Source organism: Providencia sp. PROV061, from assembly GCF_011045655.1.
Classification (GTDB): Bacteria; Pseudomonadota; Gammaproteobacteria; order Enterobacterales; family Enterobacteriaceae; genus Providencia; species Providencia hangzhouensis.
This window is the reverse complement of sequence record NZ_CP042861.1, coordinates 1,773,980-1,793,612: the sequence shown is the minus strand read 5'-3', so window position 1 is coordinate 1,793,612 and position 19,633 is coordinate 1,773,980. Positions and strand designations below refer to the sequence as shown.

The following is a 19,633-nucleotide window of genomic DNA, read 5'->3' as shown; positions in this document are numbered from 1 at the left end:
AAATTAGCTCTTCGTCTAACAACTCACCAAGATGTACCGACTGCAATTTTTTTAATATTTTTAAGCACGTACATTGATAATCGATTCAGGTGTAATCCCATTTGGCATGGTTTTACGCTGTTCGTTATCTTGTCTATCAGCAACAACCATGACTTCTTGGTTTTTAACCAGCTCATCAAGGCTAATGCTGCTAAGGAAACTTGTAATTCTATCGCTTAAATCGCGCCATAGTGCGTGAGTTAAGCAGCGATCGCCATTTTGGCAACCTTCTTTATTACCCTGGCAACGGGTGGCGTCAACAGATTCATCTACCGCAGCGATTACTTCAGCAACAAAGATTTGGTCTGCGTCTCTACCAAGCAAATAACCGCCGCCTGGACCGCGCACACTCGAAACCAACTCGTTTTTGCGTAAACGAGAGAAAAGTTGCTCAAGATAAGAGAGGGAAATTCCCTGACGTTCAGAAATGTCAGCTAAAGGCACTGGACCTGACTGAGAGTGTAATGCGACATCTAACATCGCAGTTACTGCGTAACGCCCTTTGGAAGTGAGTCTCATAACATATTACTCCGTGGTAAATTATGGTCAGATTGTGACATTCCTGAGTAATTTAGTCAACTATTTACCTGACTAATTTACTCAAGTATTATTCACCTGATTTTACCACGGATTTCGCCTCACTTTTTCGCCCATTTTTCCATTGACGTTAAAATACCCCGCAGGATATGTAACTCTTGGGTTTCGATATGCGCTCGAGTGAATAAACGGCGTAATTTATTCATAATTAAGCCAGGGTGGGCTTTACGTATAAAACCGGATTCATTCAATACGCTTTCAAGATGGACATAAAACCGCTCAACATCTTCTGACGGCGGGTATTCTACCTCATCATCTGCGGAAATTACCGTATTTTTTTCATTCATTGAAAGATACGCCATACGTATCTCATAACTCACCAACTGAACCGCCATCGCTAAATTCAAAGAACCGTATTCAGGATTCGTTGGGATATATAAATGATACTGACATTTTTGTAATTCTTCGTTGGTCAATCCTACTCGCTCACGACCAAAAACAATCGCAACTGGCGATTCTTTGGATTGCTCAACAGATTTAACGCCACATTCACGTGGCTCAACCATCGGCCAAGATAAAGTACGAGAACGCGCACTAGTGCCGATCACTAGTTTACAGCCTTCTAAAGCTTCATCGAGAGTTTTAACGATTATCGCATTACCAATAACATCACTTGCTCCTGCAGAAAGCGCAATAGAGTGTGAGTCTGGTTCAACAAGAGGGTTAACAAGATAGAGATTAGAAAGCCCCATGGTTTTCATTGCACGGGCCGTTGAGCCCATATTACCAGTGTGTGAGGTCTCAACAAGAACAATACGGATATTATCTAACATGGTTTATACGTTTCATAAAAAAATTATCGCAATAGCTTAACACAAAATTGCTTATTGTGACGAACATCTATATACTTCGGCACTCAAGTTTTTCGTTCTTTAACATTCCAGTGGAAAAAGCCCATGCATCCGATGCTTAACATCGCCATACGTGCAGCACGTAAGGCCGGTAATCACATAGCTAAAAACTATGAAATGCCTAGCAATATTAAAGTCACTCAGAAAGGCACTAACGATTTCGTTACTAACGTTGACCAAGAATCTGAGCAACTGATAATTGAAATCATCCGCAAGTCATATCCAGACCACACTATTATCACTGAAGAAAGCGGTGAATTAATTGGTAAAGATGATGATATTCAATGGGTAATCGATCCACTGGATGGCACCACCAACTTCACAAAACGCCTCCCTCATTTTTCTGTTTCTATCGCTGTACGCGTTAAAGGCCGTACAGAAGTTGCTGTTGTCTACGACCCAATGCGTAATGAATTATTTAGCGCAGTACGTGGACAAGGCGCTCAGCTTAACGGTTATCGTATTCGCATTGATGAAAAACGTGACCTTGATGGCGCTATCGTTGCGACAGGTTTTCCTTTCAAACAAAAACAACACGCTGCGGTATATATGAATATCATGACCGCAATGTTCGACAAATGCGCTGATTTCCGTCGTACGGGTTCTGCGGCATTAGACCTGTGTTATGTTGCTTCTGGTCGTGTTGATGCATTCTTTGAAATCGGCTTAAAACCATGGGATTTCTTAGGCGGCGAGCTAATCATGCGTGAAGCTGGCGGTATCATGACTGACTTTATTGGCGGCCATAATTATATCGCATCTGGTAACTTAGTCGCTGGTAGCCCACGTGTTGTTAGAGACATACTGTCCGTCATGAAAGATGAGTTATCGGAAGCATTAAAACGCTAATTCATTCAGACTAGAAATAAATTAGCGCCAAACAGAAACCCACTCTTATTGTGGGTTTTTGTTGTTATTTAAAATAAATGTTTGTTTAAAATAAATTGCTATTTAAAACAAAATAACACCTTTAATTAATTCACGATTATTAATGACATCACTTTCATAAACATCACCAATGGTATCAAAGTCAAATTGGTGTGTTAGCATCATCCCACTAGATAACTTACCTTCAGCCATTAATCTTGCAACTTTATTGAAGTCTTCAGGCGTTGCATTACGACTCCCCATCATTGTTGTCTCTTTTTTATGGAAATCGGGGTCTGGAAACGATAAATTACCTTTAAATAGGCCAACAAATACAATTAAACCACCATGACGAATTAAATTCACCGCGGTGTTCATTGCGTGTTGATTCCCCGTAGCATCAATGACTTTCTCAGCAAGCATGCCTGAAAAATGGCCTTCAATGCTTGATAAGTAATTTTCAGCCGCTGGGTCACACGTTTTTAAGCCTAAGACCTTTTCAACATGTTGGCGACGTGCCTCACTGGTATCAGCCACTAATACGTTAGCACCATCCGCTTTGGCAATTGCAGCAACGCCAAGCCCTATCGGTCCAGCCCCTACGACTAAAACAGTATCTTGCGCTTTAACTTGCGCACGCCTGACGGCATGAGCACTGATTGAAAATGGTTCGATCAAGGCGCCATCAATATCTGTGACAGTGTCTTCAATCGCTAATACATTTTTCTCTGGAACATTTAAATATTCACAAAAACCCCCGTCTTCGTGAACGCCAATAACTGAAATTTTTTCGCAACAATTTGTTTTTCCTTCCTTGCATGCACCACATTCGTAACATGCGACATAAGGCATCACCGCAACACGTTGCCCGACTTTCCACTGCGTGATATCTGATGCAACCTCACAAATAGTTCCAGAAATTTCATGTCCTAATACTCGTGGATATTGAAAAAATGGCTGGTTTCCTCCCCATGCATGAATATCAGTTCCACATATACCAACCGCATGAATTTTTATTTTTACGTGCCCAGTTTGAACTGTAGGTTCAACAACTTGTTGATAGACTAATTGTTTAGGTTCTTGGCAAATCAATTGTTTCATATTTCCCTCCATCAATTTATCTGTCTTTTTTAATTTAAAAAACATAGACTAGATAATTAACAACCGAATTTTGTGATTAAATGTTTTTAAATCGGTTTTAAATCGGTCTTTAAAGAATAAAAATCAGATTCAAGGAGTATTTAAATGGTGAGGAGTAAAAATATACGCTATGGGTCAATTAATGAATTCTTAGATGCCATACATAAAAATTTATTAACATCCCCTTTCCCCTCACAATCTTCTTTAGCAGAGATGTTTAATATCAGTCGAACCACCGTGAGACATACCCTCGAATATTTATTAGAAAAGAAAATCATTGAAAAACAAGGGAATGAATATCATGTCATTCGCTATCCCAATAAAACTGATTTCTTTCCTGTTGAATCAAGTCTCCCTGATCAACAAATCGTCTTATTCGAAAAAGCGTTTTATCAAATGATTAAACGCAAAGAATTGATGCCCGGAGATACTTTTACTGAATTACAATTAGCAAAAAAAAGTCATGTAAGTTCTAGTGTTGTTCGGGAGTTCTTAGTGGAGTTTTCCCGTTATGGGTTAATTAAAAACACCCACCGAGGAAATTGGCATATGATGAAGTTTTCACGTGAATACGCAGAAAAACTTTTTGAGTTTAGGGAGTTACTAGAAACCAATGCATTGACTCATTTTTTAAATTTACCACCAGATGACCATCGTTGGATTTTAGCGAAAGAGCTATTACTCAAACATAGAACACTGCGTGAAACCGTTACTATCAATTACCGCGACTTTTCTCAACTAGATTATGAACTACATAGCCTTATTTTATCGGGTGCCAACAACCCATTTTTTAATCAATCTCTTGAAATCATCACTGTGATATTTCATTTTCAATATCAATGGGATGAATCAGATTTAAAAGAAAGAAATGTACTGGCAATTGAAGAACACATGACCATTTTAAGTGCGTTAATTAGCCGTAATGATATTGTCGCGATGAATGAACTTAGACATCATTTAGATACCGCTAAACGAACTATGATCAACTCCATACAGCAAACTTATGAATAAATAACATTAGTTTACAAGGCCAATGGATGGCCAATGACGAATTATTTCTTTGGGTCGATAATGGTACACATCAAACAAAACCTGAATTTTTCAGTAAAAAAACAGCTTAATTATAAAATTATTATTATCAAAAATTATAGAAAATAAAATTATCACTATATTTCAATTAATTAAAAGACATATTTATTGAACAGATTTAATCTATCAATAATTCATCTGTTTTTAACTGATAAAAAACACATTAAAAACATCAAAAAGCCATTCATTCCACAAAATTGATGCAATTAATAGTCCATAGAAAAAAATACTTCTAGTCTGAATCAACACCAGATGATTAATACACATAATAACTAGAGGAATGGTCATGGATTACTTAAATAGACAGTCAATGGCTAATAAGCAATACCCAGAGAGAATTTTACAATTCGGAGAAGGTAATTTTTTACGTGCTTTTATCGACTGGATGGTTGACCAACTGAATGAAAAGACAGATTTCAATAGTGGCATTACGCTTGTCAGGCCAATTGACTCATCACATCCCTCAATTAATCAACAAAATGGACTTTATACTGCCATCACCAGGGGGATTAATGAACAAAAACAAAGTGTTTCTAATATAAGAATTATTAATTCGGTTAACCGTGAAATACTTATCTATTCTGAATATGATAAATTTTTAAAGTGTGCAGAAAATCCCGAATTACAATGGATCTTCTCTAATACTACGGAAGCAGGGATCGTATATAAACACGACGTACGCTTAGAAGATACACCAGCAAGTAGTTTCCCTGCAAAGCTTACTCAATTTTTATTTCACCGCTTTCAACATTTTAATGGCGATAGTAGCAAAGGGTTGTTCATCATCCCCTGTGAGTTAATTGACTATAATGGCGATAAGTTACAAGAGTTTGTAAATCAACATGCACAAGACTGGCAACTTCCCACGGATTTTATCGCTTGGCTAAATAGCAGTAATACGTTTTGTTCTACGTTAGTCGATAGAATTGTTACTGGCTACCCGAAAAATGAAATTGAAAAACTGGAAAAAGAATTAGGTTATAAAGACGATTTTCTCGTCACTGCTGAATATTTCTATTTATTTGTTATTCAAGGGCCAAAAATACTAGAGAAGAAGCTAAAGTTAAATGAATTGCCATTAAATATCAAAGTAGTAGATGACATAAAACCCTACAAAGAACGTAAAGTTGCAATCTTAAATGGTGCACACACTGCGATGGTTCCCGTTGCTTATTTAGCAGGGATTCGAACTGTTCGTGATGTCACTACCAACCCAATCTTTTTATCTTTCATCAAAGATTTAATTGATAATGAGGTTATTCCTGTTTTATCTCAAAGCCCTTCGGAGCTTATGGCTTTTGCCTCCGCAGTAATTGACCGTTTTAATAACCCATATATAGAGCATGAGTTACTTTCAATTTCTCTAAACTCGCTAACTAAATTTAAAACTCGTTTATTACCTCAATTAATCTCTTATGTTAAGCAATACAATAAAATTCCTTATTGCATTTCATTTTCACTTGCTGCACTTATTGTTTTCTATCGAGGAAAACAGGGTGAACAACTCATTCCTTTAAATGATGATGATTATTTACTCGAACGCTTTAAAGCTTGGAATGAGCTCTATGACTCAAATGTAAAACAACTGACTGAAAATGTGCTAGCAATGTCTGATTTATGGGGATTAAACCTCAACGAAATACCACAATTACAAGATGATGTGAGCCAAAAAATCACAGATATTCTGAATAGTGGCACAGAAATAATGCTACGCAAAAAATACATTGGTTAGAAAAAAACTAAATACTTAAAACAATAAATCCCCCTACAGGAGATACCTTTATGAAACTGAGCACATTAAACGGAAAAACATTTCTTAGCTTAACACTCAGCACAATGCTATTAATGGGCAGCATGACAGGTGCCGCATTCGCCGATGCTAAATATAAGCTAAAAGTCGCTTATGAAAATAACCCCGGAGAGCCTTTTGACTTAGCTATCCACGAATGGGCAAAGAAATTCAATGAAAAAACTAATGGTGAAGGTGAGTTAATTCCTTACCCAAGCTCACAATTAGGTTCTAAAAAAGATGTCATCGAACAAATGAAGTTAGGTAGTCCATTAATTACCTTAGCAGATGGTGCCTTCTTTTCTGATTATGTACCTGATTACGGTATTATGTTTGGGCCGTACTTAGGGCTATCTTATAAAGATATTTTTAAATTAAATGCCTCACCTTGGTATGGTTCCTTAGAACAACAGTTAGACAAAAAAGGCCTTCATGTGGTTTCTAAAGATTGGCTATATGGTTCACGTCATATCTTAGCCAATAAAATGATCCAAACCCCAGATGACCTAAAAGGTTTAAAAATTCGCGTCCCCAACAATAAAATTCAAATTAAAGGTTTAGAGGCAATGGGAGCCACACCAACACCATTACCTTTAGCTGAAGTTTATACTGCACTTAATCTCAAAATTATTGATGGTGCAGAAAACCCAATTCCAGTGCTATATGGGCAAAAACACCATGAAGCAGCCAAATTCTTAATTCTAACGGGCCATGTAGAAAACGTAACCAACTTAGTCATGGGCAGCAAAACCTACGCTAAATTACCTGAAAATATTCAGCAGGCTTTAGTTGAATCAGGAAATGAAGCTGGGCAATTTTTAACAGATTTAGTCTTACAACAAGAAAAAGAGATTATTGAAAAAATGAAAAGTGAAGGTGTAACTGTTGTTGAAGTAGACAGAGCGCTCTTCAAAGAAAAATCTAAGCCTTTCTATAATGAATTCCCTGAATGGTCTGCGAATTTATATCAACAAACTCAAGATATTATTAATAATTAACCCTATTACTTGGCGGTTAACACCGCCAATATTTTTACAATACAAATGGTTGACTATTATTCTCGCAAGGATCTTTTATGTTTAAATTTCTGGGGAAATTAAGTGATATAGTGGCTTCGCTTGCCGTTGCCGCTATCGTCATTATTACCATTCTTGCTGTATTCATGCGTTGGCTTCTTAATGACCCTTTAATGTGGAGTGAGGAAGTTTTAATTATTTGCTACATATGGTTGGTTATGATTGGAGCAGCATCCGCTGCGGGTAAAAGAATGCACGTCAGTATTGATGCTATTACCTCTTTATTTCCTGAAAAAGTACAATTAGCTATCGCGGTCATTACGCATATTATGGCCATTATTGCTTTATCAATTTTTGGGTATCTTGGATATGAACTCTCGATTATCGCAGAAGATAAAATAACACCAATTATTGGTGTTTCTTATTACTATATCGACCTTTCTGTTCCCATTGGCGCATCCATCATGGTGTTATTTTCTATCCAACATTTACTGGAAGACATGAGTAAATTAATAAAAGGAGATAAACCATGTCAGTAATTATCGCCTGTATTGTATTAATATTCTGCTTTTTAATTAATGTTCCCATTTTTTTAAGTGTGCTAATTGCATTACTCACTTATTTCTTTTCTGCTGGTGATATATCTCCTCTTATTGCAGTTCAGCGCATTATTGGTGCAGGAGAAAATGTCACGTTACTTGCTATTCCTTTTTTCATTCTGTTAGGTAACCTTTTGAATTACACGGGTATCACTAGCCGAATGTTAAAATTTACTGGCACACTGTCTGGGCACTACCCAGGGGGACTTGCCCAATCTAACGTATTATTAAGTACAATGATGGGCGGGCTCTCTGCATCTAACCTTGCTGACTGTGCCATGTTATCTAAAATGTTAGTACCCGAAATGACCAAATTAGGTTATGGGAAAAGCTTCTCTGCCGCTGTCACTGCTGCAGGATCATTAATAACACCTATAATTCCACCGGGTATTGCATTAATCATCTATGGATTTGTTGCCGATGTCTCTATTGGTAAGATGTTTATGGCTGCAATCATTCCTGGTTTAATGTGCTGCGTTGCTTTAATGGTTACAATTTATCTTATTGCCAAAAAACGTGGATACAAACCTGCTAGAGACAAAGCGCCTACATTTGCTGAAGTTTACCAAACAGGTAAAGGAGCAATGTCAGCTTTCCTCCTAGTCCTCGTTATTATTGGCGGAATTCGCTTTGGTATTTTTACACCGACAGAAGCTGGTGCTATTGCTGTACTTTACGTTATTGTAATTGGTACCTTCTTTTATCGTGAAATGAAGTTAAAAGACATTGCGGCCTCATTTTTAGAAACAGCTCGTTCAACAGCAAGCATAATGCTCATTATTATGACTTGTTCTGCGTTAGCATGGGTATTGACGAACGAGCAAGTGGCACAAGATGTTGCCAAAATGATGACCAGTTTCTCTGATAATCCATATGTCTTCTTAATGATTGTCAATGCGGTGCTTTTAATTCTAGGTATGTTTATTGAAGGTAATGCAGCAATTATTGTCCTTGTTCCATTATTAATGCCTACAGTAAAACTTTTAGGAATTGACCCTATCCATTTTGGGATTGTCATGATCCTTAATTTAGCTATCGGATGTTTAACACCCCCTATGGGAACGGTAATGTTTGTTGCCACATCGATTACTGGTGTACGTATTTCAGACTTTATTCGTGAGGTCATGCCACTGTTCTTTGCATTAATTATCGTATTACTCTTAGTCACTTTTATGCCTGTATTTACGACTTTCCTACCTAGCTTATAAGATAAAATTATATCTCAATGGCAAGTCATTAACTATGACTTGCCATTTTATTATCAATTAATTTTTTATAAATTAAATTTTATTTAATTTCACAAATTAATATTACTTTTGTTTATTGTTAAGTTAATTGATCTTTATCCTTGTCACAATAACATGCACAACAAGAAATACTCAAAAAGATAAACTACCAACCATCAAAAATTACACTTATTACGAGTCAACATAAAGTAATTAGAAAAACAATATCACATTAAATTCATACATATAAAAAAGACACTAATCTCATTAAATATTTTTTTATTTTTAATTTGAAAAAAATATATTTTATATCTAGCATAAAATAACACAGCTAATTTACATTCAGCTGTTAATCAAAGTTATATCACTTTATTTTACTTTGACCTTATGGGGTTAATTATGTCTAGATATATACTACCTCTGTCTTTACTTTCGTTATCTGTTATATCAGGTTCAGCACTTGCAATAACTAACAGTGCTGGAGGAATTATTTCAATTTCTGGAGCAATAAGCGATACAACTTGTACTATTAATGGCGGAAATAGTGCCGATATGACTGTTGTTCTTGACCCAATAACCGTAACAGATGCAGGGACCACTGCCGCGACGGTTATTTCTAAAAATCAAAAACAATTTTCTTTAACTTTCTCTGATTGTGCACCTGCGAGCACTCCTGTAAGTAATCTGAAATTACACTTTTATTCGTCAAGTAATATTTCCCCTTCCGGTTTGTATTTAGTGAATACTTCCGTCAATGAAAATGATGCTTCCGTTGCTAAAAATGTTGGATTTAGTTTATCTAAAACCAGCACTCCAACAACCGCAATTCCACTCAATGTGGCCTTTGATACTAACCTTACAGGGGCTGACACTGGTGGCGCGACAGGCGCTACACTCAATTTAATAGCCAGTTATTATAAAACTAATGCAACTGCTGCCAAAGTCGGTCTTTTGCAATCAAATGTAATATATACAGTTTCCTATTTATAATTATGACTTAGCCAGGCTTTTATTAGCCTGGCTTTAAATGGATACTATTATGAAAACTCTAGTTTTATTACTCACTATTTTATTTTCGAGCTCAACATTATCTAATGTTATTATTACAGGCACTCGAATTATATATCCTGCTGACGCTGATAGTATTACTGTACAATTAACCAATAATAGCAAAACATCGTCTCTTGTTCAGTCATGGATTGATAACGGTGATGAAAATTCCACACCTGAGAACTCTGAAGCGCCTTTTTATTTGTCCCCTCCTATTGTTAAAATTGAAGGTTTACAAGGTCAGCAATTAAAAATAAAAAAAATACCCGGAAAACTTTCTGACAATGTTGAAAGTGTATTTTTCTTAAATGTTTTAGATATTCCTAAAACGCCAGAATCTGCTAAAGGCAAAAATGCAATTCAGCTAGCCACACGCTCACGAATTAAAATTTTTTATCGTCCTATTGGTCTAACCGAATCCTCCGATGAAGTCATTAATCATGCGAGCTACCAGATTAAAAATAATAACATATTAGTTAAAAATAACTCGCAATACCATTTAACTATTGCAGCTATCACACCATCGGACGATAAAAATAATTCATTAATTGATTCTGCGATGATTGCCCCTATGTCTGAAAAAGAATTACCTATTAAAGGAACAATGAAAAGCCACGATCTTATTTTAATGTATGTGGATGACTATGGTGTTTTCAAATCTAAAAACATTAAACTTTAATAGAAGAAATCATCGTGAAAAAAGAAAACTATCTCTACCTCCTAATCTTAATAGGACTACAAAGTTATCAAAAGAACTCAATAGCGGACGAGTTTGAGACTTCCCTATTGGTAGGCAAATCTGCACAAGGAGATATTTCACGATTCTATACCGACAGTAAAATTCCATCAGGTAAACAATTAGCCGACCTTTATGTAAATAATAATTGGAAAGGCCAATTTGAAATTGATATCAATAATGATGGTAAACTGATTAGCCTTGCTGCTGATGATGTGCAGAAATTAAACCTGAATTTATCTTCTGAGGTGATTGAACAAACCAAACAACAGTCATTTATTCCTATTGATGATTTAGTGGCCAATATAAAATATAAATTCAATATCAACGACCTACGACTCGATATTACCGTCCCTCAAATCGCTCTGAAACAACTCGAAGCTAACTATGTTGACCCCAGTCTCTGGAATTATGGCGAACCTGCAATTATTTTTTCTTATAATACAAATTATTATAGTTACAAAGAGAAAAAAAACTCTAAAACCAGCAGTGACAATTTTTTTGCTACCTTAAATTCAGGCGTTAATTTAGGCGCTTGGCAATTTAGAGATGAATCCAGCTATCGACATAGCTCTCATAGTAGCCAAAAATGGAAAAACAATACCCGTTATATTTATCGTCCTCTTAGTGCAATCAAATCCGGGTTGAAATTAGGTGATTTTTATACACCCGCAGCCCTATTTAATAGTATTCGAGTTCGAGGGATTGCATTGGCAACAGAAGCTAGTATGTTGCCAAATTCAAGTCAAAATTTTGTACCTATTATACGCGGTGTCGCTCAAACAAATGCCTTAGTCAGCGTGTACCAAAATAATAATCTGGTTTATCAAGAAAGCGTTCCCCCTGGTGAGTTTGCATTTAATGACCTGCAGCCTAGTGCTGGTGGAGGTGACTTATTCGTCGTTGTCCAAGAAGCTGATGGAAGGCAAGAAACCTTTACTGTGCCCTATTCTGCTGTACCTGACATGCTCAAACAGGGCGTTTATAATTACAGCCTTATTGCTGGGCAAACTAAAATCGACAATACCCATTATCAACCCAAATTTACTCAAGGTGAGTTTCACTATGGATTAAATAATTTAGTGACACTTTATGCAGGAATGCTATTTAGCGAAAAATACTATTCTGGCGTTATAGGGAGTGGTTGGAATTTTAGTTTTGGGGCCATTTCAGCTGACATTACGCAAGCAAATACTAAATTGGATTCAGGAAATCACAGTGGGCAAAGCTACCGCCTGACTTATAACAAATATATTAATGCAACATCGACCAATTTAACCTTGGCGTCATATCGTTATTCCACTAGTGGTTACTATAGCTTTATTGATGCCATTTATTCCCAAGATAATTATCGCGCTTGGAAAGCTTATCAAGACCAGTTATCAGAAAAACTCGGCAATAATATTCCACCTGAGCTTTCACTCACTAATTATGACGCTTTACGTGGTTCACGTGCTAAAAACACATTTACGTTGAATTTAAACCAACAATTAGCTGATGGTTATGGTTCGGTATTCATATCGGGTACACACCGTGATTATTGGAATGCAAACGGTAATAGCCGTGAATATCAAGCCGGTTATGCAAACAATTATAACGATATTTCCTATAGTGTGTCTGTTTCACGTGTTCGCAATTACGACAGCGAAGAAGAAACTCGTATTTATGCCAACTTTAGTGTTCCTTTTTCTTTATTTGAAAAACGCGCCAATATTAGTATGGGAAGCTATTTCACCGACTCTCGTTATCAACAAACTACGCTGAGTGTCAGTGGTATTGCAGGTAAAAATGACCAAGTCAATTATACGCTAACTGCAACGAACCAAAGCGGTGGTAATAACTTAGTTGGTGGGAACGTCAGCTATCAGCTTCCCTCTAGCACGCTTTCAGGATCTTACACAGAGGCCAATAATTACCGCCAAACGGGTTTAGGTGCCAAAGGAACTCTGGTTGCTATTCCTGGACATATTGTTTTTTCAGGAGAAACAGGACAGACCTACACCATCATTGATGCTCCAATGGCCAGTGACATGATGGTCAATGCCGATAAAACCACTTTAACTAATCAACAAGGTGTTGTTTTAGTCGCTAACTCCACACCCTATAGAACCAATACCTATACCTTGACAGATACAGAGAAAACCGCAGGCGCTGAGGTGCTCGGTAATATGGCAAATGTAAGTCCATATCAAGGGGCGGTAAATTACATCAAACTCGAGACCGATACTCGACAAACTTATATCATCCGTGGCGCTCTTGCTAATGGCGATAGCTTACCTTTTGGAACAGAAATCACAGATGCTAAACAACAGAGTATTGGTTATGTCGGCCAATCTGGCGTGATGTATATCAAAAGTGAGCAATTACCGATGGCATTACACATAAAGCTTAAAGGGAAACAGACATGTGTTATTGAGCCACTACTCAACACGATGGATAAGAACAAAAACCTCTGTCGATAAAGGAAAATATGATGAAAAAAATCACTTTAGCACTGATGTTTTCCAGTATATTGGCTTACAGCCAGTTTTCCTCAGCACATTGTAGACAAACTTCTACTGTGACGGCTCCCGCTCTTGCTTTTGATTTATCGACAGAGCTCACCAGTACATCGACTCAAGTTAGTAAAAATAGTAGAACCATCTACCCTGGGACTTTTACCTGTACTGCAAGAGGGATACTTTTTCCTAACTCTATTGGTATCGCATCTCCTTTCCAAGGCAGAACCGCCACTATTGGTTTTAATGGTGGAAAGCAGTTTGTCTCAATTACAGTCACTGCATTAGAAAAAGATAGGGTTATCGGCCTTACGGAAGGTGTACATCAAGGTAGTGAACTCGATACAAATTTTACCGTTCAATTTAATTTGCTTGCGACTAAACCCGGAACCAACTATGTCGAAGTATCAGGAAGCACCGCCACAGTTACCCCTATCGTACTCGCCTCTGATGCATCCAGCTTGGGAATTTTACAGTGGCTATTAGATATTGTATCTAAATTAGTCACTTTTCTGTTAACGCTGCAATGGCCAACCAGTGCTGATGATATCTACTTACAACCAATTACCTTAACTTATAATCCAATCCTCACTACCTGTAATTTTGTTAACCAAGGTTTAGTCGTTTCGCTACCCCCAGTAAGCATCAATGCAGTGAAAACTGCAACCAGAGCGGGCTACACGCCATTCACACTTAATTTTACTTGCCAAGACTTTTTAGCAGGCGGTAATGCTTCTCGTGATGTATCTATTTTTTTATCCAGTAGCAATTTGCTCTCAAATGATAAAGCAACATTGAATAATACCATTAGTCAAGGCGCTAAAGGCGTTGGCTTCCGATTAGTTAGCGCAAGTAATCTCAATACACCGTTAGTGCTTTCAGATAGCGTGGCAGCTAAAAATGGAGCGACAAATATTTTTACTGTCCTCAAGGGAAATCCAATCTCCCCTTCTTTTTCAGTAAATTTAGGTGCTTATTACTATGCATACAACACAAATAGTGTCACTCAAGGGCAAGTCTCAAGTACGGCAACAGTAGTGATGTCATATAATTAACAAGGAAAATACCATGGTGGAATTCATTAAAATTACAGGGTTCGCTACATTACTATTTTTTAGCTTCCAAACAAGTGCAAGTCTTGTTTTGCAAGGAACACGAATTATTTTTCCTAGTGATAAAAAATCCGTCGGAATTCAACTTACTAATTACAGTGAACAAGCCACATTAACTCAAAGCTGGGTGGATGAAGGTAATCCGGACTCGACACCAGAAACGACGAACGCACCATTTATTGTAACGCCCCCCGTCACTAAAATCGCAGCAAATGACGGAGTTCAATTACAAATACGTTTTATTGGTGACAAACTCCCTACGAATAAAGAGTCTGTATTTTATTTAAATGTATTAGATATTGCGCCAAAGCCAAAGCAAATAAATAGTGCCAATATGCTACAGTTTGCCATTCAAACACGAATTAAAGTTTTTTATCGCCCTACAAACCTCACAGAAAAGCCAAACAATGTCATCAAAAACATCCAATTTCATTTAGCTAAAGACGGTATTGTCGTCAATAACCCCACCCCTTATTTTTTAAATATTGCCAATATCTATCTGGCTAATAATAAAAGTCGTTCTATTGCAAAAAGCTCGATGGTAGAGCCATTTTCATCACAAACTTACTTTTCAACCGCTGATATTAATCACGGAGAAAATATAACAATGATTTACATTGACGATACTGGAAAACAAATTCAATACCAAACCAAGCTATAAAATAGGCTTAACCGCTTCTATAACTTGGCAGGTGAATATTAAGATTGAGCCACCACTTTAGGGCGGATAAACACGGCAGGTACAGCGAGAAGAGCCATTAAGTAAAACACCACCCCATGATGAGCAGGCACTCGCTCATAAATGTATCCGACAATAATAGTCAGTACGGCTAACCCGCCGCCAGTTGCGAGTGCGGAGTAAACACCTTGTAATGGGATAATTTCATTTTCTTTTCTCGCACTAATAAAGCGCATTGCGGCTAGGTGGCAAATCGTAAAAGTACCACTGTGAAGAATTTGTACCACGATTAATACCGGTAATGCAGTAAACGCTCCCATCAAGCCCCAACGAATAATTCCACAGAAGGCAGATAACAACAGTAAATTTCGAGCGCTCCAACGCCTAAATAAACGGAGGCTTAACATAAATACAATGACTTCAGCAACCACACCGAGCGACCATAAATTACCGATAACTAAATCTGAATAGCCGGCTTCTTTCCAAAATAGGGAAGCAAAACCATAATAAGCCGCATGAGCCCCTTGCAGTAACGTAACACAGATAAGAAACCTAACGACGTTTTTATCCGCAATCAATTGTTTAAACGTAACCTTATTACCACCATCCGCTTTCGCTGCCCCCATTGGCATAATTGCTGGTTTCAGCATTGCGCCTAGTAATAATGCTAAACAGCTTACTATCAAGGCCACCATGATGGCTTTATTTCCCCAAACACCGGCTAAATACCCCATCAGTGAGGAACCTATAATAAAAGCTATCGAACCCCAAACGCGAATTTTGCCGTAGTCAAAGGTAAATTGTTTTTGCCATGTCCCCGCCAGTGAATCACCCAGTGGAACCATTGGTGCAAAAAATAAGTTAAACCCAATCATTACAAACAACAGCCATGCCCAGTGAGAACCCAGAGCAAAACCGACAGAAAAAATAAGTGAAAGCCCTGCGAGTAAGCGCAGAGCAGTAATAAGTTTCGAGGGCTCTTTAACTAAAGGAGTAATAAACATCGCACCAAGGAAACGAGCAGCGAGCCCGACCCCTAACAAAACGCCAATCATTTCTGCATCAATTCCCTCACCTTGTAGCCAAACTGACCAAAATGGCAAGAAAATACTGTAGGCAAAAAAGTAGGTAAAATAATCAATAGCTAGCCAACGCGTTGATGGAATGACCATCACTCCTCCGTTTTTTCAATGCAAAAAACCCGCTCATACATACATGTAGAAGCGGGTTTCAGTAATTAATAATACGTTATGTTATGCGTAAACTGGGTATTTTTTGCAAATTGCTAATACTTTTTGCTTCACGCTCTCAATGGTCGCTTCGTCATTGAGGTTGTCTAGAATATCACACATCCAGCCAGCTAGCTCACCCGCTTCTGCTTCTTTGAAGCCACGACGCGTAATCGCAGGAGAACCAATACGTACACCAGACGTTACAAATGGGCTCTTAGGGTCGTTCGGTACACTGTTTTTGTTAACAGTGATATTCGCACGGCCAAGTGCAGCATCTGCATCTTTACCTGTAATGTCTTTATCAACCAAATCAACTAAGAATAAGTGGTTTTCAGTTCCGCCAGATACCACTTTGTAGCCACGTTTTTGGAAAACATCGACCATTGCCTTCGCATTCTTAGCAACTTGCTGTTGATAAACTTTGAATTCAGGTTCCATCGCTTCTTTCAGAGCAACCGCTTTACCTGCAATAACATGCATTAAAGGGCCACCTTGAGATCCAGGGAATACCGCTGAGTTGATTTTTTTGTACAACTCTTCGTCACCACCTTTAGCTAAAATTAACCCACCACGTGGACCTGCTAAAGTTTTATGTGTAGTTGTTGTCACAACGTGTGCGTGAGGAACTGGGTTTGGATAAACACCCGCAGCAATCAAACCTGCAACGTGAGCCATATCAACAAACAGGTAAGCGCCTATACCATCTGCGATTTCACGCATTTTTGCCCAATCAACGACACCTGAGTACGCAGAGAAACCACCGATAATCATTTTTGGTTTGTGTTTTTCCGCTTGCGCTTTGATATCGTCATAGTCAATTTTACCGCTTTCATCAATACCGTAAGGAACGATATTGTACAGTTTACCTGAGAAGTTAACCGGTGAACCGTGAGTTAAGTGGCCACCATGTGCTAGGTTCATTCCCAGAACGGTATCACCTGGCTGTAATAACGCCATGTAAACTGCAGCGTTAGCTTGAGAACCTGAGTGCGGCTGCACATTCGCATAGTCAGCACCAAATAGTTCTTTCGCACGGTCAATCGCTAATTGCTCTACCACGTCAACATACTCACAACCGCCATAGTAGCGTTTGCCTGGGTAGCCTTCTGCATATTTATTGGTTAGCTGAGAACCTTGAGCCTGCATGACTCGTGGACTGGTATAGTTTTCAGAAGCAATTAATTCAATGTGTTCTTCTTGACGTTGTACTTCTTGCTCCATTGCTTCCCATAATTTCGGATCGTAGTCAGCAATATTCATTTCACGCTTTAACATTCGCTTCTCCTGCCTCAGCAATTCAATAGGTTGAAAATCGATTCATCGCAATGACACACAGTGTAAACTCTTTTTCTCTCTTGAGATAGCCCTAAAGAAAAAATATACGCAAACGATTGCATTAATTTTTTTCACTTCATTTGCTTCTGAAGGCTTCATTATAAAATAGCTCAAATTTTAATTTTTAACGGACAAACATCCAGATTTGCTATTCCCTTCTCATTATGTGCCTAAATCCACCCTATTTTTCCGATTTGAGTCTTTACATAAACACGTAAATATTATAAGTTGTATTTAAAATACATCTTTATAATCACCTTCATCGTTCGCAAAAAAATAGGGGTTAGCTGAGATGAAATAAATTTATCTAACTAATCTACAAAGGAATATTTTTAGATCGCAAAAATTTGCCCTTTGCCATAACTATAATGAGAACATGAAAATAATTCAGGAGCACCTGTATGCTAGATAGCCAAACCATTGCCATTGTTAAATCAACCATTCCTGCCATTGCTGAAACAGGGCCAAAACTGACCGCGCATTTTTATGATCGGATGTTTAAACAGCATCCTGAATTAAAAGATATTTTTAACATGACTCACCAAGTGAATGGGGACCAACGAGAAGCCCTTTTCAACGCTATCTGCGCATATGCTGTGCATATTGAAACTCCTGAGGCTCTTATTTCAGCTGTCGAAAAAATCGCCCAAAAACATGTAAGCTTAAATATTAAACCTGAGCACTATCCAATCGTCGGGGAAAACTTACTCGCGGCTATTGATGAACTCCTCAACCCAGGCCAAGAGGTTCTTGATGCATGGGGAAGAGCTTACGGTGTTTTAGCCGATATTTTTATTGGTAGAGAAGCTGCAATTTACCAAGAAAATGCGGATAAAAATGGGGGTTGGGAAGGCTTACGTGAGTTTAAATTAGCGCAAAAACAACCACAAAGTGATGTGATTACAAGTTTTGAATTTGTTCCTGTCGATGGGCAACCTGTCGCTGATTACCGCCCAGGCCAATATATCACTATTTATGTCAACAACCAGGGATTTGAAAACCAAGAAATCCGCCAATACTCTCTGACCACTGCACCTAATGGCCGTAGCTACCGTATTGCGGTAAAACGTGAAGAACAAGGCTCCGTTTCTAATTTCTTACATCAACAATTAAATGAAGGTGATAGTGTACTGCTCGCCCCTCCATGTGGTGATTTCTTTATTGATGTTGATGGTCAGACACCTGTTACCTTGATCTCTGCAGGCGTTGGTTTAACTCCAATGCTGAGCATGTTAAATCATCTAACAGAACAAGGTCACAACGCACAAGTTAATTGGTTCCATGCCGCTGAAAATGGTGCCGTTCATGCCTTTAGGCACGAAATTCAACAACTATTAGCAAAACAGCAAACCAGCCAATCCGCGATTTGGTTTAATCAACCAAGAGAGGAAGATCGTCTCGGGTTTGATTACCAATATGAAGGTTTAATGAATTTAGAATTGGTACGTGAATGGATTGAGCAACCGAATATGCAATTCTATTTCTGTGGCCCTGTTGGGTTTATGCAGCACGTAGGTAAGCAGCTAATTGCAATGGGTGTCGATACCAGTGCTATTCACTATGAATGTTTTGGACCACACAAGGTATTACCCCTCAATTAATTCACAAAAAATGCTCTTCTGTTTAGAAGAGCATTCTATGAAACATATTAACTGAAGAAAATGGGTTAACTAGTTAAATGTTCGTAGTTTTCTAATTTAGCGGTAACGGGCTCGCATAATAAATACACAATTCTAATCCCATTCCTGTGTATTTTCCGTTACCGCATTTTCATACAA

The 19,633-nt window shown here is 38.0% G+C and carries 17 protein-coding genes; 12 read left to right on the top strand and 5 right to left on the bottom strand.

The window, feature by feature from the left end; translation table 11 throughout:
- Positions 1-60: 60 nt before the first annotated feature.
- On the bottom strand, positions 61-558 hold the full coding sequence (iscR, locus tag FVA72_RS08070; RefSeq protein ID WP_004264917.1) for a Fe-S cluster assembly transcriptional regulator IscR: 498 nt from the start codon (positions 556-558) through the stop codon (positions 61-63).
- Positions 559-677: 119 nt separating this feature from the next.
- A complete protein-coding gene (trmJ, locus tag FVA72_RS08065) occupies positions 678-1,409 on the bottom strand; it encodes a tRNA (cytosine(32)/uridine(32)-2'-O)-methyltransferase TrmJ (protein WP_110591962.1) in 732 nt (243 codons plus the stop codon).
- A 123-nt stretch (positions 1,410-1,532) separates the two neighbouring features.
- On the opposite strand from trmJ, the gene suhB reads away from it, so the two are divergent.
- A complete protein-coding gene (gene suhB / locus FVA72_RS08060) occupies positions 1,533-2,336 on the top strand; it encodes an inositol-1-monophosphatase (protein ID WP_004264919.1) in 804 nt (267 codons plus the stop codon).
- Between the two features lie 102 nt (positions 2,337-2,438).
- Here suhB and FVA72_RS08055 read toward each other — a convergent pair whose 3' ends face one another.
- A complete protein-coding gene (locus FVA72_RS08055; RefSeq protein ID WP_004264920.1) occupies positions 2,439-3,467 on the bottom strand; it encodes a zinc-binding alcohol dehydrogenase family protein in 1,029 nt (342 codons plus the stop codon).
- A gap of 132 nt (positions 3,468-3,599) precedes the next feature.
- Here FVA72_RS08055 and FVA72_RS08050 point away from each other — a divergent pair, with 132 nt between their 5' ends.
- The 10 genes from FVA72_RS08050 (at position 3,600) to FVA72_RS08005 (ending at position 15,270) form a co-directional block, all read left to right on the top strand.
- A complete protein-coding gene (locus tag FVA72_RS08050) occupies positions 3,600-4,505 on the top strand; it encodes a GntR family transcriptional regulator (RefSeq protein WP_004264921.1) in 906 nt (301 codons plus the stop codon).
- 364 nt (positions 4,506-4,869) lie between these two features.
- Positions 4,870-6,315: a tagaturonate reductase gene (locus FVA72_RS08045; protein ID WP_172974392.1), complete on the top strand. Its 1,446-nt coding sequence runs from the start codon at positions 4,870-4,872 to the stop codon at positions 6,313-6,315.
- Positions 6,316-6,365: 50 nt separating this feature from the next.
- Positions 6,366-7,370: a C4-dicarboxylate TRAP transporter substrate-binding protein gene (locus FVA72_RS08040; RefSeq protein ID WP_004264923.1), complete on the top strand. Its 1,005-nt coding sequence runs from the start codon at positions 6,366-6,368 to the stop codon at positions 7,368-7,370.
- Between the two features lie 77 nt (positions 7,371-7,447).
- Positions 7,448-7,927 carry a TRAP transporter small permease gene (locus tag FVA72_RS08035; protein WP_004264924.1) on the top strand — a complete coding sequence of 160 codons (480 nt, stop codon included), beginning with the start codon at positions 7,448-7,450 and terminating at the stop codon, positions 7,925-7,927.
- A complete protein-coding gene (locus FVA72_RS08030) occupies positions 7,918-9,195 on the top strand; it encodes a TRAP transporter large permease (RefSeq protein ID WP_004264925.1) in 1,278 nt (425 codons plus the stop codon). Before FVA72_RS08035 ends, FVA72_RS08030 begins: the two co-directional genes overlap by 10 nt.
- A 417-nt stretch (positions 9,196-9,612) precedes the next feature.
- On the top strand, positions 9,613-10,203 hold the full coding sequence (locus FVA72_RS08025) for a fimbrial protein (RefSeq protein ID WP_036958998.1): 591 nt from the start codon (positions 9,613-9,615) through the stop codon (positions 10,201-10,203).
- 49 nt (positions 10,204-10,252) lie between these two features.
- A complete protein-coding gene (locus FVA72_RS08020) occupies positions 10,253-10,942 on the top strand; it encodes a fimbrial biogenesis chaperone (protein WP_165119682.1) in 690 nt (229 codons plus the stop codon).
- Positions 10,943-10,956: 14 nt separating this feature from the next.
- On the top strand, positions 10,957-13,461 hold the full coding sequence (locus FVA72_RS08015) for a fimbria/pilus outer membrane usher protein (protein WP_110591966.1): 2,505 nt from the start codon (positions 10,957-10,959) through the stop codon (positions 13,459-13,461).
- Between the two features lie 11 nt (positions 13,462-13,472).
- Positions 13,473-14,552: a fimbrial protein gene (locus FVA72_RS08010; protein ID WP_036959002.1), complete on the top strand. Its 1,080-nt coding sequence runs from the start codon at positions 13,473-13,475 to the stop codon at positions 14,550-14,552.
- Positions 14,553-14,565: 13 nt separating this feature from the next.
- Positions 14,566-15,270, top strand: coding sequence for a fimbrial biogenesis chaperone (locus tag FVA72_RS08005; protein ID WP_110591967.1), 705 nt, complete (start codon positions 14,566-14,568; stop codon positions 15,268-15,270).
- A 38-nt stretch (positions 15,271-15,308) separates the two neighbouring features.
- Here FVA72_RS08005 and FVA72_RS08000 read toward each other — a convergent pair whose 3' ends face one another.
- Together FVA72_RS08000 and glyA are read right to left on the bottom strand one after the other, a co-directional pair.
- A complete protein-coding gene (locus FVA72_RS08000; RefSeq protein WP_137018940.1) occupies positions 15,309-16,460 on the bottom strand; it encodes a 3-phenylpropionate MFS transporter in 1,152 nt (383 codons plus the stop codon).
- Positions 16,461-16,541: 81 nt separating this feature from the next.
- Positions 16,542-17,795, bottom strand: coding sequence for a serine hydroxymethyltransferase (gene glyA, locus FVA72_RS07995; RefSeq protein ID WP_004264933.1), 1,254 nt, complete (start codon positions 17,793-17,795; stop codon positions 16,542-16,544).
- 461 nt (positions 17,796-18,256) lie between these two features.
- Between glyA and hmpA the strand changes: the two genes are divergently transcribed.
- A complete protein-coding gene (hmpA, locus tag FVA72_RS07990) occupies positions 18,257-19,456 on the top strand; it encodes an NO-inducible flavohemoprotein (protein ID WP_004264934.1) in 1,200 nt (399 codons plus the stop codon).
- The last annotated feature ends 177 nt before the right edge of the window (positions 19,457-19,633 follow it).

Bases quoted from the DNA above. Each gene is read 5' to 3' on its own strand.
- iscR (WP_004264917.1), bottom strand. From the start codon at position 558: ATGAGACTCACTTCCAAAGGGCGTTACGCAGTAACTGCGATGTTAGAT.
- trmJ (WP_110591962.1), bottom strand. From the start codon at position 1,409: ATGTTAGATAATATCCGTATTGTTCTTGTTGAGACCTCACACACTGGT.
- suhB (WP_004264919.1), top strand. From the start codon at position 1,533: ATGCATCCGATGCTTAACATCGCCATACGTGCAGCACGTAAGGCCGGT.
- FVA72_RS08055 (WP_004264920.1), bottom strand. From the start codon at position 3,467: ATGGAGGGAAATATGAAACAATTGATTTGCCAAGAACCTAAACAATTA.
- FVA72_RS08050 (WP_004264921.1), top strand. From the start codon at position 3,600: ATGGTGAGGAGTAAAAATATACGCTATGGGTCAATTAATGAATTCTTA.
- FVA72_RS08045 (WP_172974392.1), top strand. From the start codon at position 4,870: ATGGATTACTTAAATAGACAGTCAATGGCTAATAAGCAATACCCAGAG.
- FVA72_RS08040 (WP_004264923.1), top strand. From the start codon at position 6,366: ATGAAACTGAGCACATTAAACGGAAAAACATTTCTTAGCTTAACACTC.
- FVA72_RS08035 (WP_004264924.1), top strand. From the start codon at position 7,448: ATGTTTAAATTTCTGGGGAAATTAAGTGATATAGTGGCTTCGCTTGCC.
- FVA72_RS08030 (WP_004264925.1), top strand. From the start codon at position 7,918: ATGTCAGTAATTATCGCCTGTATTGTATTAATATTCTGCTTTTTAATT.
- FVA72_RS08025 (WP_036958998.1), top strand. From the start codon at position 9,613: ATGTCTAGATATATACTACCTCTGTCTTTACTTTCGTTATCTGTTATA.
- FVA72_RS08020 (WP_165119682.1), top strand. From the start codon at position 10,253: ATGAAAACTCTAGTTTTATTACTCACTATTTTATTTTCGAGCTCAACA.
- FVA72_RS08010 (WP_036959002.1), top strand. From the start codon at position 13,473: ATGAAAAAAATCACTTTAGCACTGATGTTTTCCAGTATATTGGCTTAC.
- FVA72_RS08005 (WP_110591967.1), top strand. From the start codon at position 14,566: ATGGTGGAATTCATTAAAATTACAGGGTTCGCTACATTACTATTTTTT.
- FVA72_RS08000 (WP_137018940.1), bottom strand. From the start codon at position 16,460: ATGGTCATTCCATCAACGCGTTGGCTAGCTATTGATTATTTTACCTAC.
- glyA (WP_004264933.1), bottom strand. From the start codon at position 17,795: ATGTTAAAGCGTGAAATGAATATTGCTGACTACGATCCGAAATTATGG.
- hmpA (WP_004264934.1), top strand. From the start codon at position 18,257: ATGCTAGATAGCCAAACCATTGCCATTGTTAAATCAACCATTCCTGCC.